This window comes from Streptomyces erythrochromogenes (assembly GCF_036170895.1).
Taxonomy (GTDB): domain Bacteria; phylum Actinomycetota; class Actinomycetes; order Streptomycetales; family Streptomycetaceae; genus Streptomyces; species Streptomyces erythrochromogenes.
In genome coordinates, this window is the sequence record NZ_CP108036.1 from 4,170,286 (window position 1) to 4,190,715 (window position 20,430).

20 protein-coding genes are annotated in these 20,430 nt (G+C 73.6%); 12 read left to right on the plus strand and 8 right to left on the minus strand.

Annotation, left to right across the window (positions count from 1 at the left end; translation table 11 throughout):
- Positions 1-83: 83 nt before the first annotated feature.
- The 4 genes from OHA91_RS18885 to OHA91_RS18900 are packed head-to-tail and all read left to right on the plus strand — an operon-like array spanning position 84 to position 4,343.
- The gene (locus OHA91_RS18885) at positions 84-959 is read left to right on the plus strand and encodes an NTP transferase domain-containing protein (protein WP_328739651.1); all 876 of its coding nucleotides are present in this window, start codon (positions 84-86) and stop codon (positions 957-959) included.
- Positions 956-2,251 (plus strand): molybdopterin molybdotransferase MoeA, encoded by a 1,296-nt coding sequence (locus tag OHA91_RS18890; RefSeq protein ID WP_266499334.1) that lies wholly within the window; start codon positions 956-958, stop codon positions 2,249-2,251. The genes OHA91_RS18885 and OHA91_RS18890 overlap by 4 nt, the downstream gene beginning before the upstream one ends.
- A complete protein-coding gene (locus OHA91_RS18895) occupies positions 2,239-3,339 on the plus strand; it encodes a potassium channel family protein (RefSeq protein WP_078959547.1) in 1,101 nt (366 codons plus the stop codon). Before OHA91_RS18890 ends, OHA91_RS18895 begins: the two co-directional genes overlap by 13 nt.
- Before the next feature lie 26 nt (positions 3,340-3,365).
- Positions 3,366-4,343, plus strand: coding sequence for an NAD(P)H-quinone oxidoreductase (locus OHA91_RS18900; RefSeq protein ID WP_031155913.1), 978 nt, complete (start codon positions 3,366-3,368; stop codon positions 4,341-4,343).
- A 94-nt stretch (positions 4,344-4,437) separates the two neighbouring features.
- Here OHA91_RS18900 and OHA91_RS18905 read toward each other — a convergent pair whose 3' ends face one another.
- The 3 genes from OHA91_RS18905 to pdhA are packed head-to-tail and all read right to left on the minus strand — an operon-like array spanning position 4,438 to position 7,921.
- The gene (locus tag OHA91_RS18905; RefSeq protein WP_031155916.1) at positions 4,438-5,769 is read right to left on the minus strand and encodes a dihydrolipoamide acetyltransferase family protein; all 1,332 of its coding nucleotides are present in this window, start codon (positions 5,767-5,769) and stop codon (positions 4,438-4,440) included.
- Positions 5,769-6,737, minus strand: coding sequence for an alpha-ketoacid dehydrogenase subunit beta (locus OHA91_RS18910; protein WP_266499925.1), 969 nt, complete (start codon positions 6,735-6,737; stop codon positions 5,769-5,771). The genes OHA91_RS18905 and OHA91_RS18910 overlap by 1 nt, the downstream gene beginning before the upstream one ends.
- A gap of 47 nt (positions 6,738-6,784) precedes the next feature.
- Entirely contained in the window at positions 6,785-7,921 is a 1,137-nt protein-coding gene (pdhA, locus tag OHA91_RS18915; RefSeq protein ID WP_031155920.1) for a pyruvate dehydrogenase (acetyl-transferring) E1 component subunit alpha, read from the minus strand.
- Positions 7,922-8,098: 177 nt separating this feature from the next.
- Between pdhA and OHA91_RS18920 the strand changes: the two genes are divergently transcribed.
- Entirely contained in the window at positions 8,099-8,668 is a 570-nt protein-coding gene (locus tag OHA91_RS18920) for an Lrp/AsnC family transcriptional regulator (RefSeq protein WP_381623481.1), read from the plus strand.
- A gap of 10 nt (positions 8,669-8,678) precedes the next feature.
- Here the strand turns inward: OHA91_RS18920 and OHA91_RS18925 are convergent, their stop codons facing one another.
- Both OHA91_RS18925 and OHA91_RS18930 read right to left on the minus strand, forming a co-directional pair.
- Complete coding sequence (locus tag OHA91_RS18925; protein WP_266499339.1) at positions 8,679-9,266, minus strand: TetR/AcrR family transcriptional regulator; 588 nt, start codon at positions 9,264-9,266, stop codon at positions 8,679-8,681.
- A complete protein-coding gene (locus OHA91_RS18930; protein ID WP_328739652.1) occupies positions 9,263-10,771 on the minus strand; it encodes a 3-hydroxyacyl-CoA dehydrogenase in 1,509 nt (502 codons plus the stop codon). Before OHA91_RS18930 ends, OHA91_RS18925 begins: the two co-directional genes overlap by 4 nt.
- A 124-nt stretch (positions 10,772-10,895) precedes the next feature.
- On the opposite strand from OHA91_RS18930, the gene paaN reads away from it, so the two are divergent.
- Positions 10,896-12,578, plus strand: coding sequence for a phenylacetic acid degradation protein PaaN (gene paaN, locus OHA91_RS18935; protein ID WP_266499344.1), 1,683 nt, complete (start codon positions 10,896-10,898; stop codon positions 12,576-12,578).
- A 137-nt stretch (positions 12,579-12,715) separates the two neighbouring features.
- On the opposite strand, the gene OHA91_RS18940 is transcribed toward paaN, so the two are convergent.
- Genes OHA91_RS18940 through OHA91_RS18950 form a run of 3 tightly spaced genes read right to left on the minus strand, consistent with a single transcriptional unit; the run spans position 12,716 to position 15,377 of the window.
- Complete coding sequence (locus OHA91_RS18940; protein ID WP_031155932.1) at positions 12,716-13,498, minus strand: TrmH family RNA methyltransferase; 783 nt, start codon at positions 13,496-13,498, stop codon at positions 12,716-12,718.
- On the minus strand, positions 13,495-14,718 hold the full coding sequence (locus tag OHA91_RS18945; protein ID WP_408059242.1) for an HTTM domain-containing protein: 1,224 nt from the start codon (positions 14,716-14,718) through the stop codon (positions 13,495-13,497). The genes OHA91_RS18940 and OHA91_RS18945 overlap by 4 nt, the downstream gene beginning before the upstream one ends.
- Positions 14,715-15,377: a DUF5819 family protein gene (locus OHA91_RS18950; RefSeq protein WP_308289016.1), complete on the minus strand. Its 663-nt coding sequence runs from the start codon at positions 15,375-15,377 to the stop codon at positions 14,715-14,717. The genes OHA91_RS18945 and OHA91_RS18950 overlap by 4 nt, the downstream gene beginning before the upstream one ends.
- 135 nt (positions 15,378-15,512) lie before the next feature.
- On the opposite strand from OHA91_RS18950, the gene paaA reads away from it, so the two are divergent.
- The 6 genes from paaA (at position 15,513) to OHA91_RS18980 (ending at position 20,429) form a co-directional block, all read left to right on the plus strand.
- Positions 15,513-16,562 carry a 1,2-phenylacetyl-CoA epoxidase subunit PaaA gene (gene paaA / locus OHA91_RS18955; protein ID WP_408059173.1) on the plus strand — a complete coding sequence of 350 codons (1,050 nt, stop codon included), beginning with the start codon at positions 15,513-15,515 and terminating at the stop codon, positions 16,560-16,562.
- Positions 16,559-16,843 (plus strand): 1,2-phenylacetyl-CoA epoxidase subunit PaaB, encoded by a 285-nt coding sequence (paaB, locus tag OHA91_RS18960; protein WP_030026914.1) that lies wholly within the window; start codon positions 16,559-16,561, stop codon positions 16,841-16,843. The genes paaA and paaB overlap by 4 nt, the downstream gene beginning before the upstream one ends.
- Entirely contained in the window at positions 16,840-17,577 is a 738-nt protein-coding gene (gene paaC, locus OHA91_RS18965) for a 1,2-phenylacetyl-CoA epoxidase subunit PaaC (protein WP_031155938.1), read from the plus strand. The genes paaB and paaC overlap by 4 nt, the downstream gene beginning before the upstream one ends.
- Positions 17,571-18,080, plus strand: coding sequence for a 1,2-phenylacetyl-CoA epoxidase subunit PaaD (gene paaD, locus OHA91_RS18970; RefSeq protein ID WP_031155941.1), 510 nt, complete (start codon positions 17,571-17,573; stop codon positions 18,078-18,080). The genes paaC and paaD overlap by 7 nt, the downstream gene beginning before the upstream one ends.
- Positions 18,081-19,187 (plus strand): 1,2-phenylacetyl-CoA epoxidase subunit PaaE, encoded by a 1,107-nt coding sequence (gene paaE, locus OHA91_RS18975; protein WP_031155943.1) that lies wholly within the window; start codon positions 18,081-18,083, stop codon positions 19,185-19,187.
- A 99-nt stretch (positions 19,188-19,286) separates the two neighbouring features.
- Positions 19,287-20,429, plus strand: coding sequence for an acyl-CoA dehydrogenase family protein (locus tag OHA91_RS18980; RefSeq protein WP_266499362.1), 1,143 nt, complete (start codon positions 19,287-19,289; stop codon positions 20,427-20,429).
- The last annotated feature ends 1 nt before the right edge of the window (position 20,430 follow it).

Below are 20,430 nucleotides of genomic sequence, written 5' to 3' on the forward strand. Positions count from 1 at the left end.
GGGGCGGAACACAGCCCGGGCGGGACAAGCCTTCGGTAAGTCCGGTTCCGCGCCGGGAACATGGTCCGCGCATACTCATGGGCATGAGCTACGACGCGATCGTGCTGGCCGGCGGCGCCGCGCGGCGACTCGGCGGGGCGGACAAGCCCGCGCTGAGCGTCGGCGGTCGGGCGCTCCTCGACCGCGTCCTCGACGCCTGCCCGGACGCCCGGAGCACCGTCGTGGTCGGCGCCCGGCGGCCCACCGCGCGCCCCGTGCGGTGGACCCGCGAGGACCCGCCGGGGGGCGGCCCCGTGGCCGCGCTGGATGCCGGGCTGCGCGGTACCGCCGCCGAGCTGGTCCTCGTACTCTCCGCGGACCTGCCGTTCCTGGACCGGGACACCGTACGGGCCCTGCTGGCCGCGCCCGATGCGCACGGCACGGACGGGGCGATGCTGCGGGACCCCGGCGGCCGGGACCAGCCGCTGGTCGCCGCCTACCGGGCCGAACCCCTGCGCCGCGAGATCACGCTGCTCGCCACCGAACACGGCGGCCTCGCCGGGCTGCCGCTGCGCGCGCTCACCGCGGAACTGGAGCTGACCGCCGTAACGGCTCCGCCACTCGCCGCGTTCGACTGCGACACCTGGGACGATCTCGCCGCCGCCCGCGCCCGGATCAGAGAGCATGGAACCGTGCTGGACCAATGGATCACCGCCGTCAAGAACGAGCTGGGCATCGACCTCGCCGTCGACACCAAGACCCTGCTCGACCTCGCCCGGGACGCCGCCCACGGCGTCGCCCGCCCCGCCGCGCCGCTGACCACCTTCCTGGTCGGCTACGCGGCCGCCCACGCCGCCGCCACCGGCGCCGACCCCGCCCAGGCCGTCGCCGAGGCCTCCCGCAAGGCCGCCGACCTGGCGCTGCGCTGGGCCGCCGAGGCGGAGACGGACGCCGCCTCCGAAGAGAACGGCTCGGGATGACCCCCACGAACTCCGCCGAACAGGCCCTTGATGAGGCCCTGGCCCTGGTCAGCCGCGCCCCCGAGGGCGGCGGCGCCGGCGGCCACCGGGCCGTCTCCTGGCCGCGCGCCCGGGAAGCCGCCGCCCACGCCGGGGCCGGGGTGCGGGCCCGCCCCCACGACGTCCCCCTCGCGGACGCCCTCGGCGAGGTCCTGACCGCCTCCCTGGACGCGCTGACCGACCTGCCCTCCTTCGACACCTCCGCCATGGACGGCTGGGCCGTGGCCGGCCCCGGCCCGTGGCACGTCCGCGAAGGCGGCGGCGTCCTGGCCGGCTCCGGCCGTCCGGAGCCGCTCGCCGACGGCGAGGCCGTCCGGATCGCCACCGGCGCCCGGATCCCCGCCGACACCACCGCCGTCATCCGCAGCGAGCACTGCCGTGAGGCGGGCGGGCAGCTCTTCGCCGACCGGCCCGTCGTCACCGGCCAGGACATCCGCCCGCGCGGCCAGGAGTGCCGCTCGGGGGACCTGCTGCTGCCCGCCGGCTCGCTGGTCACCCCCGCCGTGCTCGGGCTCGCCGCGGCCGCGGGGTACGACCGGCTGACCACCAGCCCCCGCCCCCGCGTGGAGATCCTGGTGCTCGGCGACGAGCTGCTCACCGAGGGCCGCCCGCACGACGGGCTGATCCGCGACGCCCTCAGCCCCATGCTGGAGCCCTGGCTCACGCGCCTGGGCGCCGAGGTCACCGGCACCCGGACTCTCGGCGACGACCCGGCCGGGGCGGCCGCCCTGCTGGAGGCCGTCACCGCCTCCACCGCCGACGTCCTGGTCACCACCGGCGGCACCGCCTCCGGACCCGTCGACCACGTCCACCCCGTGCTGGAGAAGGCCGGCGCCCGGCTGCTCGTCGACGGGGTGGCGGTCCGGCCCGGGCATCCGATGCTGCTGGCGCGGATCGGCGACCGGGCGGACGGGCGGCACGTGGTCGGGCTCCCCGGCAACCCCCTCGCCGCCGTCTCCGGGCTGCTGACCCTCGCCGAGCCGCTGCTGCGCGCCCTCGCGGGCCGCCGCCCGCGCCCGCGCTACACGGCGACCGTGCAGGGCGACGTGCCCGGGCACCCGTACGACACCCGGCTGGTACCGGTCCGGCTCGACGACGAGCAGGCCGTACCGCTGCGCTACCACGGCCCGGCGATGCTGCGCGGCGTGGCGGCCGCGGACGCGCTGGCCGTCGTACCGCCCAAGGGCGCCCGGTCCGGACAGGAGCTTGAGGTCCTCGATCTGCCGTGGGCTTCGGGAGGATGTTTCACGTGAAACTTCCCGGACAGGACGCCATGGCCCGCGAGGCCGACGAGAAACTCGTCTCCCGGCGCATCAAGCTGCCCAAGCGCATCGTCGAGCATCCGCTTCGACAGGTCGTCAAGCGCCTCCTGATGGCCCTGTTCGTACTCTTCCTCACGGTCTTCATCGTGTGGCTGGACCGCGACGGCTACCACGACAACGCCAACGAGCAGGTCGATCTCCTCGACTGCTTCTACTACGCGACGGTGACGCTGTCGACGACCGGCTACGGCGACATCGTCCCCTACAGCGACAGCGCACGGCTGATCAACATCATGTTGATCACGCCGCTGCGCGTGCTGTTCCTGATCATCCTCGTCGGTACCACCCTCGAAGTCCTGACGGAACGGACGAGGGAAGAGTGGCGGCTGAAGCGCTGGAGGAAGAACTTGCGCGAGCACACGGTCGTCGTCGGCTTCGGCACGAAGGGCCGCTCGGCCCTGCAGACACTGCTGGCCACCGGCCTCTCCAAGGAGCAGGTCGTCGTCGTCGACCCGAGCGCCAAGGTCATCGACACGGCCAACGCCGAAGGGTTCACGGGCGTGGTCGGCGACGCCACCCGCTCGGACGTACTGCTGCGCGCCGAGCTCCAGAAGGCCCGTCAGATCGTCATCGCCACGCAGCGCGACGACACGGCGGTGCTGGTCACGCTGACCGCCCGGCAGCTCAACCGCGGGGCGAAGATCGTCGCCGCGGTGCGCGAGGAGGAGAACGCCCCGCTCCTGCGCCAGTCCGGGGCGGACGCGGTCATCACGAGCGCGAGCGCGGCCGGCCGGCTGCTGGGCCTCTCGGTGCTCAGCCCGAGCGCGGGCACCGTGATGGAGGACCTGATCCAGCAGGGCAGCGGCCTGGACCTCATCGAACGGCCCGTCCGCAAGTCCGAGGTCGGCAAGTCGGTGCGCGACACCGACGACCTCGTCGTCAACGTGCTGCGCGGGCACCGGCTGCTCCCGTACGACGACCCGCACGCGAGCCCGCTCCAGCTGACGGACCGTCTCATCACCATCGTGCGGGCGGTACCGCCCACCGCTCCGAGGACGGCACTGGGTCCTGCCGAGTAGCCGCGCCGTGGCGTAGCCTCCGGGCCATGCATGCGATCACCATCGAGCAGCCCGGCGGCCCCGAGGCCCTCGTCTGGGCAGACGTCCCCGATCCGGTACCGGGCGAGGGCGAGGTCCTCGTCGAGGTCGCGGCGAGCGCCGTGAACCGCGCCGACCTCCTCCAGCGGCAGGGCTTCTACGATCCGCCGCCCGGCGCCTCGCGCTACCCGGGCCTGGAGTGCTCCGGGCGGATCGCCGCACTCGGGGCGGGGGTGTCCGGCTGGTCGGTGGGCGACGAGGTGTGCGCCCTGCTGGCCGGCGGCGGGTACGCGCAGCGGGTGGCCGTGCCGGCCGGCCAGCTCCTGCCGGTCCCGGCCGGGGTGGACCTGGTGACGGCGGCGGCGCTGCCCGAGGTCGTCACGACCGTGTGGTCCAACGTGTTCATGGTGGCCGGACTGCGCCCCGGCGAGACCCTGCTGGTGCACGGCGGGGCCAGCGGCATCGGGACGATGGCGATCCAGCTGGGGAAGGCGGTCGGCGCGACGGTCGCCGTCACGGCCGGCGGCCCGGAGAAGCTGGCCCGCTGCAAGGAGCTGGGCGCGGACGTCCTCATCGACTACCGCGAGCAGGACTTCGTGGCCGAGGTGCGGTCCGCCACGGGCGGGGCCGGGGCGGACGTGATCCTGGACATCATGGGAGCCAAGTACCTCGCGCGGAACGTGGACGCCCTGGCCGTCAACGGCCGGCTCGCGGTGATCGGGCTCCAGGGCGGGGTCAAGGCCGAGCTGAACCTCGGTGCGCTGCTGTCGAAGCGGGCGGCGATCACCGCGACCTCGCTGCGGGCGCGGCCGCTGGAGGAGAAGGCGGCGATCGTCGCGGCGGTCCGGGAGCACGTGTGGCCGCTGGTGGCCGCGGGCCGCGTCCGGCCGGTGGTGCACGCGACGTTCCCGATGCGGGATGCCGCCGAAGCCCACCGCGTCCTGGAATCCGGCGCCCACGTGGGCAAACTCCTGCTCACGACGTGAACCCCCGTGCCTCGGACTCCCCCGGTGACGGCTGGGGGAGTCCGAGGACCGGGGTCCGGGGCGGAGCCTCAGGACACCGCCCCGCGCCGCACGGCTAGAGGCTGCGCAGGAGCACCGCCGGGGATTCCACGCAGTCCGCGACGTAGCGCAGGAAGCCGCCGGCCGTACCGCCGTCGCAGACCCGGTGGTCGAAGGTCAGCGACAGCTGGACGACCTTGCGCACCGCCAACTGGCCCTCGTGGACCCACGGCTTGTCGATGATCCGGCCGACGCCGAGCATCGCCGCCTCAGGGTGGTTGATGATCGGCGTGGAGCCGTCGACCCCGAACACCCCGTAGTTGTTCAGGGTGAAGGTGCCGCCCGTCAGGTCGGCCGGGGCCAGCTTGCCCGAGCGGGCGAGCTCGGTCAGCCGCGCGAACTCGGCCGACAGGGACTCCGGGTTGCGGCCCTGCGCGTCCCGGACCACGGGGACCACCAGGCCCCGCTCGGTCTGCGCGGCGAAGCCCAGGTGCACCGACGGGAGCCGGACGATCTCCTTGGCCGCGAGGTCCACGGTGGAGTTCAGCTCCGGGTACTTGGCCAGCGCGGCCGTGCAGATCCGCGCCAGCAGCGCGAGCACCGAGATCTTGGGCCCGCCCACGGCGTTCATCGCGGCCCGGGCCGCCATCAGCTCGGTGGCGTCGGCGTCGACCCAGCAGGTGGCGTCCGGGATCTCGCTGCGGCTGCGCGACAGCTTCTCGGCGACCGCACCGCGCAGGCCCTTGAGCGGGATCCGCTCGCCCTGCGCCGCCACCGCCGCCGCGGGGGCGGGAGCCGGGGCGGGCGCCCGCAGCGCGGCCAGGGCCGCCTCGACGTCGGCCCGCAGGATCAGACCCTCCGGCCCGGACCCGTGCAGCGCGCGCAGGTCCACCCCGCCGTCCTTGGCCAGCTTGCGGACCAGCGGCGAGATGACGGGCACCGGCCCGGCGGGAGCCACGGGAGCGGCCGGAGCCACCGGAGCCGCGACGACCGCGGCCGGGGCCGGGGCCGCGACGGGCGCCGACACCGCGGCGGTGACGGGTCGCACCCGTCGCCGACGCGCCGGACGCGAGTGGTCCGAGCCGTAGCCGATCAGCGGCCGGGGAGCCTCGCCCGAGCCTTCGTCCCCGGCAGCCTCCGCGGCCGCGGCGGGCAGCGACTGCGCACCCACCGCCACGGTGATCAGCGGGGCGCCGACCGGCAGCTCCTCGCCCTCCTCGCCGAAGCGGGCGGTGACCACGCCGCCGTAGGGGCAGGGCACCTCCACCATCGCCTTGGCCGTCTCGACCTCGACGACCGGCTGGTCGATGGCGACGACGTCGCCCACCGCCACCAGCCACCGCACGATCTCGGCCTCGGTCAGGCCCTCACCGAGGTCCGGCAGCTTGAATTCCATGACCTGCGGCATCAGTTCTCCCACTGCAGGCGGGCCACGGCGTCCAGGATCCGTTCGACGCCGGGCAGGTGGTACTTCTCCAGCATCGGCGGCGGGTACGGGATGTCGAAGCCCGTCACCCGCAGCACCGGGGCCTCCAGGTGGTGGAAGCACCGCTCCGTGACCCGGGCGGCGATCTCCGCGCCCGGCCCGCCGAAGCCGCCGGCCTCGTGGACGACGACCGCGCGACCGGTGCGGCGTACGGACTCCACGACCGTGTCCTCGTCGAAGGGGACCAGGGAGCGCAGGTCGACGACCTCCAGGTCCCAGCCCTCCTCGCGGGCCGCCTCGGCCGCCTCCAGGCAGACCGGCAGTGAAGGCCCGTAGGTGATCAGGGTGGCGCTGGTGCCCGTGCGCCGGACCAGCGCCTTCCCGATGCCCGGCACGGCAGCCGGCGCCTCGGGCGACCAGTCCGCCTTCGACCAGTACAGCCGCTTCGGCTCCAGGAAGACCACCGGGTCGTCGCTGGCGATCGACGCGCGCAGCAGCCCGTAGGCGTCCTCGACGGTCGCCGGGGTCACCACGGTGAGGCCGGGGGTGGCCACGTAGTACGCCTCGGAGGAGTCGCAGTGGTGCTCCACGCCGCCGATCCCGCCGCCGTACGGCACGCGGATGGTGATCGGCAGCGGCATCGCGCCGCGGGTGCGGTTGCGCATCTTCGCGACGTGCGAGATCAGCTGCTCGAAGGCCGGGTAGGCGAAGGCGTCGAACTGCATCTCCACCACGGGCCGCAGCCCGTACATGGCCATGCCGACGGCCGTGCCCAGGATTCCGGCCTCGGCGAGCGGGGTGTCCGTACAGCGGTCCTCGCCGAACTCCTTCGCGAGGCCGTCCGTGATCCGGAAGACGCCGCCGAGCGTCCCGACGTCCTCGCCCATCACGTGGACCGTCGGGTCCTCGGCCATCGCGTCGCGCATCGCCCGCGTCAGGGCCTGCGCCATCGTCGCGGGCTTGGCCCCCGTCTTCGCGGACTTCGCCGCCACCGTCGTCACGCCTGGTCCTCGGCTTCCAGCTCGGCACGGAGCATGGCCGCCTGCTCGCGCAGGCGGTCGGTCTGCTCCGCGTAGACATGCGCGAACAGGTCCATCGGGTCCACCACCGGATCGGCGTTCATCCCGTCGCGCAGGGACGCCGCCATCGCCTCGGCCTCGTCGCGCGCGGCCGTGATGCCCGCCTCGTCGAGGATCCCGCGCGCTGTCAGCTCCCGCTCCAGCAGGTCGATCGGGTCGTGCGCCTTCCACGCCTCGACCTCGGCGTCACCGCGGTAGCGCGTCGCGTCGTCGGCGTTCGTGTGTGCTTCCATGCGGTACGTGACGGCCTCGATCAGGGTCGGGCCGCCGCCGGCCCGGGCCCGCCGGACGGCCTCGGACAGCACCTCGTGCATCGCCGCGATGTCGTTGCCGTCGACCAGCCGGCCCGGCATGCCGTACCCGACGCCCTTGTGGGCCAGTGTCGGGGCGGCGGTCTGCTTGGCGAGCGGGACGGAGATCGCGAAGCCGTTGTTCTGCACGAGGAAGACCACCGGGGCCTGCCAGACGGCGGCGAAGTTCAGCGCCTCGTGGAAGTCGCCCTCGCTGGTGCCGCCGTCGCCGACCATGGCGAGGGCGACGACGTCGTCGCCGCGCAGCCGGGCCGCGTGCGCCAGGCCCACCGCGTGCGGCAGCTGGGTGGCGAGCGGGGTCGAGAGCGGGGCTATGCGGTGCTCACGCGGGTCGTAGCCGGTGTGCCAGTCGCCGCGCAGCAGGGTCAGCGCCTGTACGGGGTCCAGTCCGCGCGCCACGGCCGCCAGGGTGTCGCGGTAGCTCGGGAAGAGCCAGTCCTGCTCCTCCAGGACCATGGCGGCCGCGATCTCGCAGGCCTCCTGGCCGACGGTGGAGGGGTAGACGGCGAGCCGGCCCTGCTTGGTGAGCGCCGTGGCCTGGGCGTTGTAGCGACGGCCGCGCACCAGTTCGGCGTAGCACCGGCGCATCAGCGCGGGGTCGAGGCGGTCGGCCGCCTCGGTGCCCAGCACCCGGTAGGGCTCGGCGTCCGGGAGCAGCGGAGCGGCGTCCGTACGGGGCCTCCAGGCGGGCGGCGGGGTGGAACGGTGGGACGCACCGGCACCGGGCAGCTCTTGGACCGTCATGGCGGCGTACACCTCCTCGTGGGAAGCGGGCAGGGGGGCCCCGGGTGTGAGGCCCCTCACCTACCGATTGTTCGGTTGTCCGCGCAATTTGGCTACAGGCGGCTCCAGGCTGTGGACAAACTGGCGCCGGGGCCCTGGGATGGACGCAGGACGTCCAGAAGAGGGAGGCATCGGGCAATGCCGGATGAACAAATGGCCGGAACAGGTTCCGCACCGGTTGCACCGGGGACCGCACCGGGAGCCCCCGGGGTCCCGCCCGTCGCACCCCGTCCCCTGGATCCGATCGACCGGTCGATCATGCGGCTGCTCCAGGCGGACGGCCGCGCGTCCATACGGTCGGTGGCCGAGCAGGTGCACGTCTCGCGCGCGAACGCGTACGCGCGGATCAACCGGCTCATCGACGACGGGGTGATCCGCGGGTTCACGGCCCGCGTCAACCACGAGCGCGCGGGCCAAGGCGCCTCGGCCTACATCACCCTGAAGATCGTCCAGAACTCCTGGCGCACGGTGCGCGAACAACTGCGCGAGCTCCCGGGCGCCGCGCACATCGCCCTGGTCAGCGGTGACTTCGACGTGCTGCTCCTGGTGCACACCCCGGACAACCGGACCCTGCGCGAGCTCGTCCTGACCCGCCTCCAGGCCATCCCGGAGGTCCTCTCGACGCGCACCCTGCTGGTCTTCGAGGAGACGGACCTCCTGGACGCCGGCCCCGGCCCGGCCGGCGGCCCCGCGATCGCCGAGGAGTAGGCCGACCGGGTCAGCGGCTCGTGCGCAGGCCGTCCAGGGCCATGGTGACCACGGCGTCGGCGAGTTGGTCCTGGCCGGTCCCCGGGTGCGGGCGGTACCACTCGACCAGCGAGTTCACCATGCCGAAGAGGAGGCGGGTGGCGAGGCGGATGTCCACGTCCGCCCGCAGGTCGCCGTCCGCGGCGGCGGCCTTGAGCAGGTCCGCGACCTGGTGGTCGAACTCGCGGCGGCGCTCCAGCGCCCACCGCTCGGTGCGGGTGTTGCCCCGGACCCGCAGCAGCAGCGTCACGTACGGCAGCTCGCTGACCAGCACCTCGACCGTGCGCCGCGTGACGTACTCGACGCGGTCGACGGCGCGGCCGCGGACCGCCCCCGGCTCCTCCAGTACCGCGAAGAGCCCGTCGAGGGCGCGGCTGACGGCCCGCCGCAGCAGCTCCTCCTTGCCCGTGACGTGGTGGTAGATCGAGGACTTCGAGATGCCGGCGGCCTTGGAGAGGTGCTCCATCGAGGTGCCGTCGTAGCCGCGCTCGTTGAAGACCTGGACGGCCACGGACAGCAGGGTCTCGGGGGTGTAGGTGTCGCGTTTGGCCGTGGTCACTCCGTGCCCTCCTCGTCGCCCGCGTAACCCAGCTTGAACAGCGCCAGCGAGGGCGCGTACCGGCCGCCGGGGCAGCGCTCGTCGAGGTGGTGCAGCAGGTCGTAGGCCCAGTCCTGGCCGAGCCGGTCGTGCCATTCGGAGGGGCCCAGCGGGTAGTTGACGCCGAGCCGCATCGCCGTGTCGATGTCCTCGGCGGAGGCCACGCCGCGGGCGACGGCGTCGGCGGTGAGGTCGATCAGCATCGCGACGGTCCGGGCGACGATCATGCCGGGGACGTCGCCGATGACGGAGACCTGCTTGCCGAGCTTCTGGAAGAGGCCGATCGCCTCGGAGAGGGTCCGCTCGCTGGTGTCCGCGCTGGCGGACAGCGCGATGCGGGTGGCGCCGCGGTAGTCGAGCGCGAGGTCGAAGTAGACGACGTCCGCGAACTCGACGGAGGTCTTTCCGTCCGCGAGGACCAGCTGTCCCTCGCCGGGCAGCTGGATGTACGGGCCCCCGTGCTCGGTGGCCGTGACCGCGATCCCGGCCTCCTCCAGCAGGTGGGCCAGGTCGGCGGCCGGGCCGAGGTCGCCCACGACGGTCACCTTGTCCGGGGCCTCCTCGGGCCCTGCGGTGTGCGGCTGCGCGGCGACCGCGTCCGGGCCGTACGGGTACCAGCCGTGCCCCGACTTGCGGCCCAGGCGGCCCGACTGGACCAGCCGGCGCTGCGCGAGGGACGGGGTGAACTTCGGGCTGCGGAAGAAGGACTCCCACACGGAGCGGGTCACGGCCTCGTTGACGTCCTGGCCGATCAGGTCGGTCAGGGCGAAGGGGCCCATCTTGAAGCCGCCGCTCTCGCGGAGCACGGCGTCGATGGTGGCCGGGTCGGCGCCCTGCTCCTCGTACACCGCGAAGGCCTCTGCGTAGAAGGGGCGGGCGATCCGGTTGACGATGAAGCCGGGGGTGTCGGCGCAGCGGACCGGCGTCTTCCCCCAGCCGAGGACGGTGCGGTACGCGCGCTCGGCGGCGGCCGGGTCGGTCGCGGAGCCGCTGACCACCTCGACGAGCGGGAGCAGCGGGGCGGGGTTGAAGAAGTGCAGGCCGAGGAAGCGGCCGGGGTGCGCGAGGCCGGCGGCGAGCTCGGTGACGGAGAGGGAGGAGGTGTTCGTGGCGAGCAGGGCGTCCGGCTCGACCACCTCTTCGAGGGCGGCGAAGAGCGCCTGCTTGATCCCGACGTTCTCGACGACGGCCTCGATGACGAGGGCGGCGCCGGCGAGGTCCGCGAGGGCGCCGGCGGCCGCGATCCGGCCGACCGTCTCCTCGGCCTCGGCCCGGTCCAGACGGCCCTTCGCGGCCATCCGCTCGACACGGTCCTGCACGATCCCGACGCCGTCGGCGGCGAGGGAGGCGTCAATGTCGTAGATCAGCACGCGGTGACCTGCGAGAAGGGCGACCTGGGCGATGCCCTGGCCCATGGTGCCCGCGCCGACGACCGCCACAGTGCGGGACCGCTCGATTGCTGTCATGTCCTGATCCTCCCGCACCGACTTATCCACAGGTCCGCCGGGCCCTCTTGTCCCGACCGATCGTTCGGTTACTCTAACTCCAGTCTGCTCTCCTTCGCCCGGCTCAACGAGGAGTTGGTCCCTGATGGCCGCCGAGCTCACCGTCCCCCAGCTGTCCGCCAAGCACCGGCCCACTCTGGACCAGGCCCTGTCGGCGATCCGCAGCCGTGCCTACTGGTCCCCGCATCCCGAGCACCCCAAGGCCTACGGCGAAACCGCCCCGGCCGACGGGCTCGCCGCCTTCGAGGCGCTCCGCGGCACCCGCATCGACCTCGGCCAGCCCGGCACCGACGGCTGGACGGGCGCCGAGAAGTCCCCGTACGGCCCGGAGCTGGGTGTCGAGTACCCGCACGTGGACCCGGACGTGCTGCTGCCCGCGATGAAGGCCGGCATGGCCGCGTGGCGCGACGCCGGACCCGAGGCGCGCGCCCTGGTCTGTATCGAGATCCTGGCCCGCATCTCCGCCCGTACCCACGAGTTCGCGCACGCGGTCATGCACACCAGCGGCCAGGCCTTCATGATGGCGTTCCAGGCGGGCGGCCCCCACGCGCAGGACCGCGGTCTGGAGGCCGTGGCCTACGCCTACGAGGAGCAGACCCGCGTCCCGGGGCAGGCCGACTGGTCCAAGCCGCAGGGCAAGAAGGACCCGCTGGAGCTCGGCAAGACCTTCACGGCGGTCCCCCGCGGCATCGCCCTCATGATCGGCTGCAACACCTTCCCCACCTGGAACGGCTACCCGGGCCTGTTCGCCTCGCTGGCCACCGGCAACCCGGTGCTGGTCAAGCCGCACCCGCGGGCCGTGCTGCCGCTCGCCCTGACCGTGCAGGTGGCGCGGGAGGTGCTCGCGGAGGCCGGCTTCGACCCGAACCTGGTGGCGCTCGCGGTCGAGCGTCCGGGCGAGGGCATCGCCAAGGACCTCGCCGTCCGCCCCGAGATCAAGCTGATCGACTACACCGGGTCCACGGAGTTCGGCGACTGGCTGGAGGCCAACGCCCGACAGGCGCAGGTCTACACGGAGAAGGCGGGCGTCAACACCGTCGTCCTGGACTCCACCGACAACTACAAGGGGATGCTGGCCAACCTGGCCTTCTCCCTGTCGCTCTACAGCGGCCAGATGTGCACCACCCCGCAGAACCTGCTGATCCCGCGCGACGGCATCGCGACGGACGCCGGACACAAGTCCTACGACGAGGTCGTGGCCGACCTCGCGGCCTCGGTCGGCGGCCTGCTCGGCGACGACGCCCGGGCCAACGCGCTGCTCGGCGCGCTGGTCAACCCGGACGTCAAGACGCGCCTGGAGGCGGCGGCCGGGCTCGGTGAGGTCGCGCTGGCCTCCCGCGAGGTCACCAACCCCGAGTTCCCGGACGCCGTGGTCCGTACGCCGGTGATGGTCAAGCTGGACGCCGCCAAGCCGGACCCGGAGGCGCCCTTCCTCTCCGAGTGCTTCGGCCCGGTCTCCTTCGCGGTGGCCGTGGACTCCACTGCGGACGCGCTGGACCTGCTGCGCCGCACCGTGCGCGAGAAGGGCGCCATGACCGTGGGCGCCTACACCACCTCCCCGGACACCGAGCGGGCCCTCGAGGAGGTCTGCCTGGAGGAGTCCGCGCAGCTCTCCCTGAACCTGACCGGCGGGGTCTACGTCAACCAGACCGCGGCCTTCTCGGACTTCCACGGCTCCGGCGGCAACCCGGCCGCCAACGCCGCGCTGTGCGACGGCGCCTTCGTCTCGAACCGCTTCCGCGTGGTGGAGGTCCGCCGCCAGGCGTAGGCCCTGTCGTCAGAGCCCCGCCCGGCCCGCGTCGGGCGGTGGACGCCTCCTCCCCGAAAGTGCGGACGGAGGCGTCCGCCCGGGCCGTCCTGCGCAGGGCGGCGCGGACCGGCGCCGGGGTCCTGGCCGGGGGAGTCCTAGGAGTCCTCGCCGCCCCGTTCGGAGGCCGCCGGGGGGCCGCCCCAGTGGAAGAGGGTCATGGCCACGCTGGTGGCGAGGTTGTAGCTGGAGACCTGGGGGCGCATCGGCAGGGACACCAGGTGGTCGGCCCGCGCGCGCAGCTCGGGGGAGATCCCGTGCCGCTCCGAGCCGAAGGCCAGCAGCGCTTCGTCCGGGAGGGTGAGGCCGCGGATGTCCTCGCCCTCCGGGTCGAGCGCGTAGAGCGGGCCGGGCGGCAGCTCCTCCAGTGCGAGGCGCTCGACGGTGGTGGCGTAGTGCAGTCCGGCCCCGGCCCGGACCACGTTCGGGTGCCAGGGGTCGAGGTCGCCGCGGGTCACCACGCCGGTGGCGCCGAAGCCGGCGGCGAGGCGGACGACGGCTCCGACGTTGCCGAGGTTGCGGGGGTTGTCGAGGACGACGACGGGCGCCGGCCTGGGCATCCGCCCCAGGCCCGCGAGGCCCGCCGCCCGGTCGGGCCGTACGGCGAGGGCCGCGACCCCGGTGGGGTGGACGCGGGGCAGCAGCTCCTTGAGCACGGCCGGCCGCACCAGGCGGGCCACGTCGGCCTCGACGTCCGGAGCCAGCTCGCGGGCCAGTTCCCGTACGGCCCCGGGATCGTCGGCGACGACCCTGCGCACGTCGGCCCCGAAGCGCAGCGCGTGCTTGAGCGCGTGGAACCCGTCGAGGAGGACGAGGCCCTCCCGCCCGGCGTCCTCCCGCCACTGCCGCGCCGTCTCGTCCGCACCTGCCCGCTCGCTCATCCCCCGACCCTACGGCCCTCCGGCTCCTGCTCCCGTTCCGGCTCCTGCTCCGCTTCCGGCTCCGCACGGGCTCCCGGGACCCCGCCGCCGGCGCCGGCGCCGGCGCCCCGCAGGAAGGGGGCCCGCCGCCGGGCGGCGGCCCGTGCGCCGAGCCACACGAGGAACCCGGTCGGCAGGAAGACGGCATCGGCGGCGATCATCGCCAGCGAGAAGAACGGCAGTCCCAGCAGCACCGCGATCCCCGCGTGCTCCAGCATCATCAGGGCCAGCAGGACGTTCTTGATCCGCCGGTTGAAGAGCGTGAACGGGAAGGCCACCTGCACGGCCACCGTGCCGTACGACAGCAGCATCACCAGCGTCCCGCTGCCGGCCAGCAGTTCGGACAGCGCCGGCCAGGGGGTGAAGTAGTCCAGCCCCAGGGGGTAGTACAGCGCCGTCCCGTCCTGCCACCGCGAGCCCTGGATCTTGTACCAGCCGGCCGTCGCGTAGATCAGGCAGACCTCCGCCATGATCACCAGCATGCCCGCGTTGTGCAGCAGGTTGGCCAGGACGTCCAGGACCGCCCGCCCCTCGCCCTCGGGCTCGTAGCGGTCGACCAGCCACCACAGGCCGCAGACCACCCACAGCGCTGCGAACCCCGCGAGCCAGCCGAGGCTGAACCGCCCGGTGGCCGCCCCGTACGCGAAGACCGCCCCCAGCACACCCCACAGCACGGGCCCGGCCGCCCCGGCCGTCGCGGTGCCCCGCGTACGCGCCCTGCGCGCGTCCAGCGACCACACCTGCGCGCACCGGGTCAGCACTAGGTAGATCGCGACCAGGTGGATCACGTTGTCCCCGCCGTCGCCCATGAACACGCTGCGGTTCTGCAGGGACAGCACGCCGATCATGAACACCACGGACGTCGCCCGGGTCCGCCAGCCCAGCAGCAGGCCGATGCTCGCCAGCACGGCCACGGCGTAGACGGCCTCGAACCACAGGGCCGAGCCCGACCACGTCAGGACGGTGAAGGCGCCGTTGGAGTCGAGCAGCCGCTGCGCAAGCTCCTGGCTCCACGGCCCGTCCGGGCCGTACAGCTCGGCGCGGTGGGGGAACTCCCGCAGCAGGAAGAAGAGCCAGGTGCCGGCGAAGCCGATGCGGACTACGGCGCTCTGGTACGGGCCCAGCGCCTGCCCGCTGACCTTGGCGACGGCCCGTGCCAGCGCGGCGCGGGCCCGTCTCACACCTTCCACCACGGCAGCTCCCGGTAGTAGGTCTGGGTGTCGGTGGTCTCGGAGCTCCACTTCGGCGCGGGCACGGCCGTCGTCGCCGAGCGCATCTGGATCCGCAGGATGCGCCCGCCCTCGCGGTCCGGGGTGAGCCGGTTCATCGCGATCCGCCGCAGGTACTCCTCGGAGAGCTCGCCGCGCTCGCCGACGGGCTTCTCGTCCTCGTCGTGGGAGCCGGTGTAGAAGTCCCAGGCCCGGCGCAGCTCGTTCTGCTCCGTGTGGCTCGGCAGCAGGCTGTGCCGGATCGCCGCGGCGTCCTCGGCGCTCAGGTCCCGCCAGCCGGTGGTGATCAGCTCGCCGCCGGCGGTCCGGACCTCGGCACGGACCTCCACGGAGATGTTCTGCTGGAGCGGGTTGGGCGCGAAGAGCTTCCAGTTCTGTTCGAACTCGGGATAGATCCAGGCGTCGATCGTCCGCGCGTGCTGCTTGCTCACCGTGTTGGAGGGGGCCACGTGCAGGAAGACCAGCGCGAGGTGCGTGCACGCGGCAAGCCCCATGGCGCCCAGCGCCAGGGCCGTCACGACCCGGTACGGGGTGGACAGACCGGCGATTCCGGGCGCTCTGCGGGGTCGCGGAGCGGTCTCTTCGGCGAGCTCGTGCCCGTTCGAATCCATCCCGCCCCGATCGTCCGGCGTCCACAGGGTTGACCACAGAGGTTGACACCCTACGGGCCGCCGTCTCACCATTGAAGCGAATGAACCGAACGATCGGTCGGTCGGGCGGACGGCAGACTCTGACAAGGGGCCGGAATGGTGGGAGTGACCCCGGAAACGGGCCCGGACACGGCCCTGGGGACAGACGGGACGGACGGGACGGGCATGACGGCTGACCTGAGCGCACAGCTCGCGGCGGCGTTCGACGCCGCCGTGGCGGCGGACGAGCGCGTGGAGCCGCGCGACTGGATGCCCGAGCAGTACCGCGCCTCCTTGGTCCGGCAGATGGCGCAGCACGCCCACTCCGAGATCATCGGCATGCAGCCCGAGGCCAACTGGATCACCCGGGCGCCCTCGCTGCGCCGCAAGGCGATCCTGATGGCCAAGGTCCAGGACGAGGCGGGCCACGGCCTGTACCTCTACAGCGCGGCCGAGACCCTCGGCACCAGCCGCGACGAGCTCCTCGACAAGCTCCACTCGGGGAAGCAGAAGTACTCCTCGATCTTCAACTACCCCACCCTGACCTGGGCGGACGTCGGCGCCATCGGCTGGCTCGTGGACGGCGCGGCGATCACCAACCAGGTGCCGATCTGCCGCTGCTCCTACGGGCCCTACGCCCGCGCCATGGTCCGGATCTGCAAGGAGGAGTCCTTCCACCAGCGCCAGGGCTTCGAGCTCCTCATGGCCCTCTCCAAGGGCACCGAGGCCCAGCACGCCATGGCCCAGGACGCGGTCGACCGCTGGTGGTGGCCCTCGCTGATGATGTTCGGCCCGCCGGACGACGAGTCGGCGCACTCGGCGCAGTCCATGGCCTGGCGCATCAAGCGCCACTCCAACGACGAGCTGCGCCAGCGGTTCGTGGACATCGCCGTCCCCCAGGCCGAGTCCCTCGGCCTGACCCTGCCCGACCCGGACCTCAAGTGGAACGAGGAGCGCGGCCACCACGACTTCGGTGCCATCGACTGGGCCGAGTTCTGGGACGTGCTCAAGGGCAACGGCCCCTGCAACGAGCAGCGCATCGGCCAGCGGCGCCGGGCCCACGAGGAAGGTGCCTGGGTGCGCGACGCGGCCGCCGCGTACGCGCAGAAGCAGGCGGCACAGCAAGCGGCGAAGCACGCCGGACAGAACGAGGAGGCACGGGTATGACGCAGAACTGGCCCCTGTGGGAGGTGTTCGTGCGCTCGCGCCGCGGCCTCTCGCACACGCACGCGGGAAGCCTGCACGCCCCCGACGCGGAGATGGCCCTGCGCAACGCCCGCGACCTCTACACCCGGCGCAACGAGGGCATCTCGATCTGGGTGGTCCCCTCCACCGCGATCACCGCCTCCTCGCCGGACGAGCGGGACCCCTTCTTCGCCCCGTCCGCCGACAAGCCGTACCGGCACCCCACCTTCTACGACATCCCGGAGGGAGTGAGCCACCTGTGACCGGCACCGACACCAACGCCGCCACCGTCACCGCGGCGGCCCTCGCCCTCGGCGACGACGCGCTGATCCTCTCCCACCGCCTCGGCGAGTGGGCGGGACACGCCCCCGTCCTGGAGGAGGAGGTCGCCCTCGCCAACATCGCGCTCGACCTGCTCGGCCAGGCCCGCATCCTGCTGTCGATGGCCGGCGACGAGGACGAGCTGGCCTTCCTGCGCGAGGAGCGGTCCTTCCGCAACCTCCAGCTGGTCGAGCAGCCGAACGGCGACTTCGCCCACACCATCGCCCGCCAGCTCTACTTCTCCGTCCACCAGCACGAGCTCTACGCGGAACTCGCCCGCGGGGACGGCCCGTTCGCGCCGCTCGCGGCCAAGGCCGTCAAGGAGACGGCGTACCACCGCGACCACGCCGAGCAGTGGACCCTGCGGCTCGGCGACGGCACCGAAGAGAGCCGCGCCCGCATGCAGGCCGCGCTGAAGGCCCTGTGGAAGTACACCGGGGAGCTCTTCCAGCCGGTGGACGGCCTCGACGGCGTGGACTGGGCCGCCCTCGAAGAGCGCTGGCTGGCCGCGCTGACCGACGTCGTCGAGCGGGCCGGGCTCACCCTGCCCGAAGGACCGCGCACCGGCGCCTGGGCAGCCGGGTCCGGCCGCCAGGGCCTGCACACCGAGTCCTTCGGCCGGATGCTGGCCGAGATGCAGCATCTGCACCGCAGCCACCCGGGGGCGTCATGGTGACCACCGCCGGCGTCCCGACCACCCGCCTGGAGGCCGAGCTGGCCGAGCTGGCCGGATCCGTCCCGGACCCCGAGCTGCCGGTGCTCACCCTCGGCGAGCTGGGCGTGGTGCGCGGTGTGCGGATGCACGAGGACGGCCACGCCGAGGTCACCCTCACGCCCACCTACACCGGCTGCCCGGCCATCGAGGCCATGTCCGCCGACATCGAGCGGGTCCTGACCGGCCACGGCATCCCCCAGGTGCGGGTGACCACCGTGCTTGCCCCGGCCTGGTCCACGGACGACATCAGCGCCGAGGGCCGCCGCAAGCTGGCCGAGTTCGGCATCGCCCCGCCCCGGCCGCACGCGGCCGGCGGGCCCGTCCCGGTGACCCTGTCCGTCCGCTGCCCGAACTGCGGATCGACCGACACCGAGCTGCTGAGCCGCTTCTCCTCCACCGCGTGCAAGGCGCTGCGCCGCTGCACCGCCTGCCGCGAACCGTTCGACCACTTCAAGGAGCTGTAGATGGCCGCCCCCCGCCACGGCGCGTTCCACCCGCTGACGGTGGCGGACGTCGACCGGCTCACCGACGACTCGGTGGCGCTGACCCTGCGGGTTCCCGAGGAGCTGCGCGAGGACTACCGGCACGCCCCCGGCCAGCACCTGACGCTGCGCCGCACCGCCCCCGACGGCGGCACCGAGGTCCGCCGCACCTACTCGATCTGCTCGCCCGCCCCCACGGCGGACGGCCCGGGCCCGGCCCTGCTGCGGGTCGGCGTGCGGCTCGTGGAGGGCGGCGAGTTCTCCACCTTCGCGCACAAGGAGATCGCGGCCGGCGACGTGCTGGACGTCATGGTCCCGGCCGGGCGCTTCGTCCTGGACCCCGCCGCGGCCCCCGCCTCCGGGCACTACGCCGCGATCGTCGGCGGCAGCGGGATCACACCCGTGCTCTCGATCGCCGCGAGCCTGCTGGCCGCGCGGCCCGACGCCCGCTTCTGCCTCGTGCGCAGCGACCGTACGGCCGCTTCGACGATGTTCCTGGAGGAGGTCGCCGACCTCAAGGACCGCTATCCGTCGCGGTTCCAGCTGGTCACGGTCCTCTCCCGGGAGGAGCAGGAGTCGGGACTGCCCTCCGGCCGGCTGGACGAGGAGCGGCTGGCCTCCCTGCTGCCCGCGCTGCTGCCGGTGGCGGAGGTCACGGGCTGGTTCCTGTGCGGGCCCTACGGCCTGGTGCAGGGAGCAGAGCGCGCCCTGAGCTCGCTCGGCGTCGCCCGGACCCGGGTGCACGAGGAGATCTTCCACGTCGAGGACACCACCCCCGCGCCGGCCCGCGCGACGGCGTCGGCGGCTGCCACGCACGGCCGGGTCACCGCACGGCTCGACGGGCGCTCCGGCACCTGGCCCGTCCAGGACGGCGAGTCGCTGCTGGACGCGGTGCTCCGCAACCGCGCGGACGCCCCCTACGCCTGCAAGGGCGGTGTCTGCGGCACCTGCCGGGCGTTCGTGGTGTCGGGTGAGGTCCGGATGGACCGCAATTTCGCCCTGGAGGCCGAGGAGACCGACGCCGGCTTCGTCCTGGCCTGCCAGTCGCACCCGGTCACCGAGGAAGTGGAGATCGACTTCGACCGCTAGTCACTGCCCCCCGGTCCCGCCCCGGCCGTCCTCCCCTGTCCATTTTCAGGAACGTGTTCTATCTTGACGCCCCGTCAGGTCAGAACGGGAGGACAGGCAGTGGACTTCACCTTCACCGAGGAGCAGCGGGCCGCCGTCGAGGCGGCCAGGGCCGTGTTCGCGGACGTCGCGCCCGACGGCGTGCCCAGCCCCGCGCTCACCCCGGGCGCCGTCGCCGACGACTTCGACCGCCCGCTGTGGGCCAAGCTCGCCGCGTCCGACCTGCTCGGCCTCGTCCTCGCCGAGGAGCACGGCGGCGCAGGCCTGGACACCATCGCCCTGTGCCTCGTCCTGCGCGAGGCCGCCCGGGTGCTGGCCCGGGTCCCGCTGCTGGAGCACTGCGCCACCGCCATGGCCGTCCAGGCGCACGGCAGCCCCGAACTGGCCGCCGCCCTGCTGCCCGGCGCCGGACGCGGCACGCTCGTCCTCACCGCGGCCGCCAACGGCCGCTCCGGCCACGACCCGGCCGAACTCGCCGTCACCGCACGGCTCGACGGCGAAGCGTGGGTCCTGGAGGGCACCCAGACCGCCGTCCCCTGGGCGCACACCGCCGATTGGATCGCCGTACCGGCCCACACCGGCGAGGGCGAGTCCGTCCTCGCGCTGGTCCCGCGCACCGCCGAGGGTCTCGCCCTCGCCGAGCAGGTCTCCACCAGCGGCGAGCGGTTCGCCGAACTCGCCCTGGACGGCGTACGGGTGGAGCGCAGCCACCTGATCGACAACCCGGAGGCCTGGGAGCGGCTCCGCCAGCTCCTCACCACCGGTACCTGCGCCCTCGCGCTCGGACTGGGCGAGGGCGTCCTCCGCATGACGAGCCAATACACCAGCAAGCGCGAGCAGTTCGGCTTCCCCGTGGCCACCTTCCAGGCGGTCGCCGTCCAGGCCGCCGACCGCTACATCGACCTGCGCGCCATGGAGGTCACCCTGTGGCAGGCCGCCTGGCGGCTCGACGCCGCCACGGGCGGCGCCGGCGGTCCGCTGCCGAGTGCGGGCGACGTGGCGGTCGCCAAGATCTGGGCCTCGGAGGGCGTGCGCAGGGTCGTACAGACGGCCCAGCACCTGCACGGCGGCTTCGGTGCCGACACCGACTACCCGCTGCACCGCTATCACGCCTGGGCCAAGCAGCTGGAGCTCCAGCTGGGCCCGGCGGCCGCGCACGAAGAGGCCCTGGGCGACCTGCTGGCCGCCCACCCCCTCGCCTGAC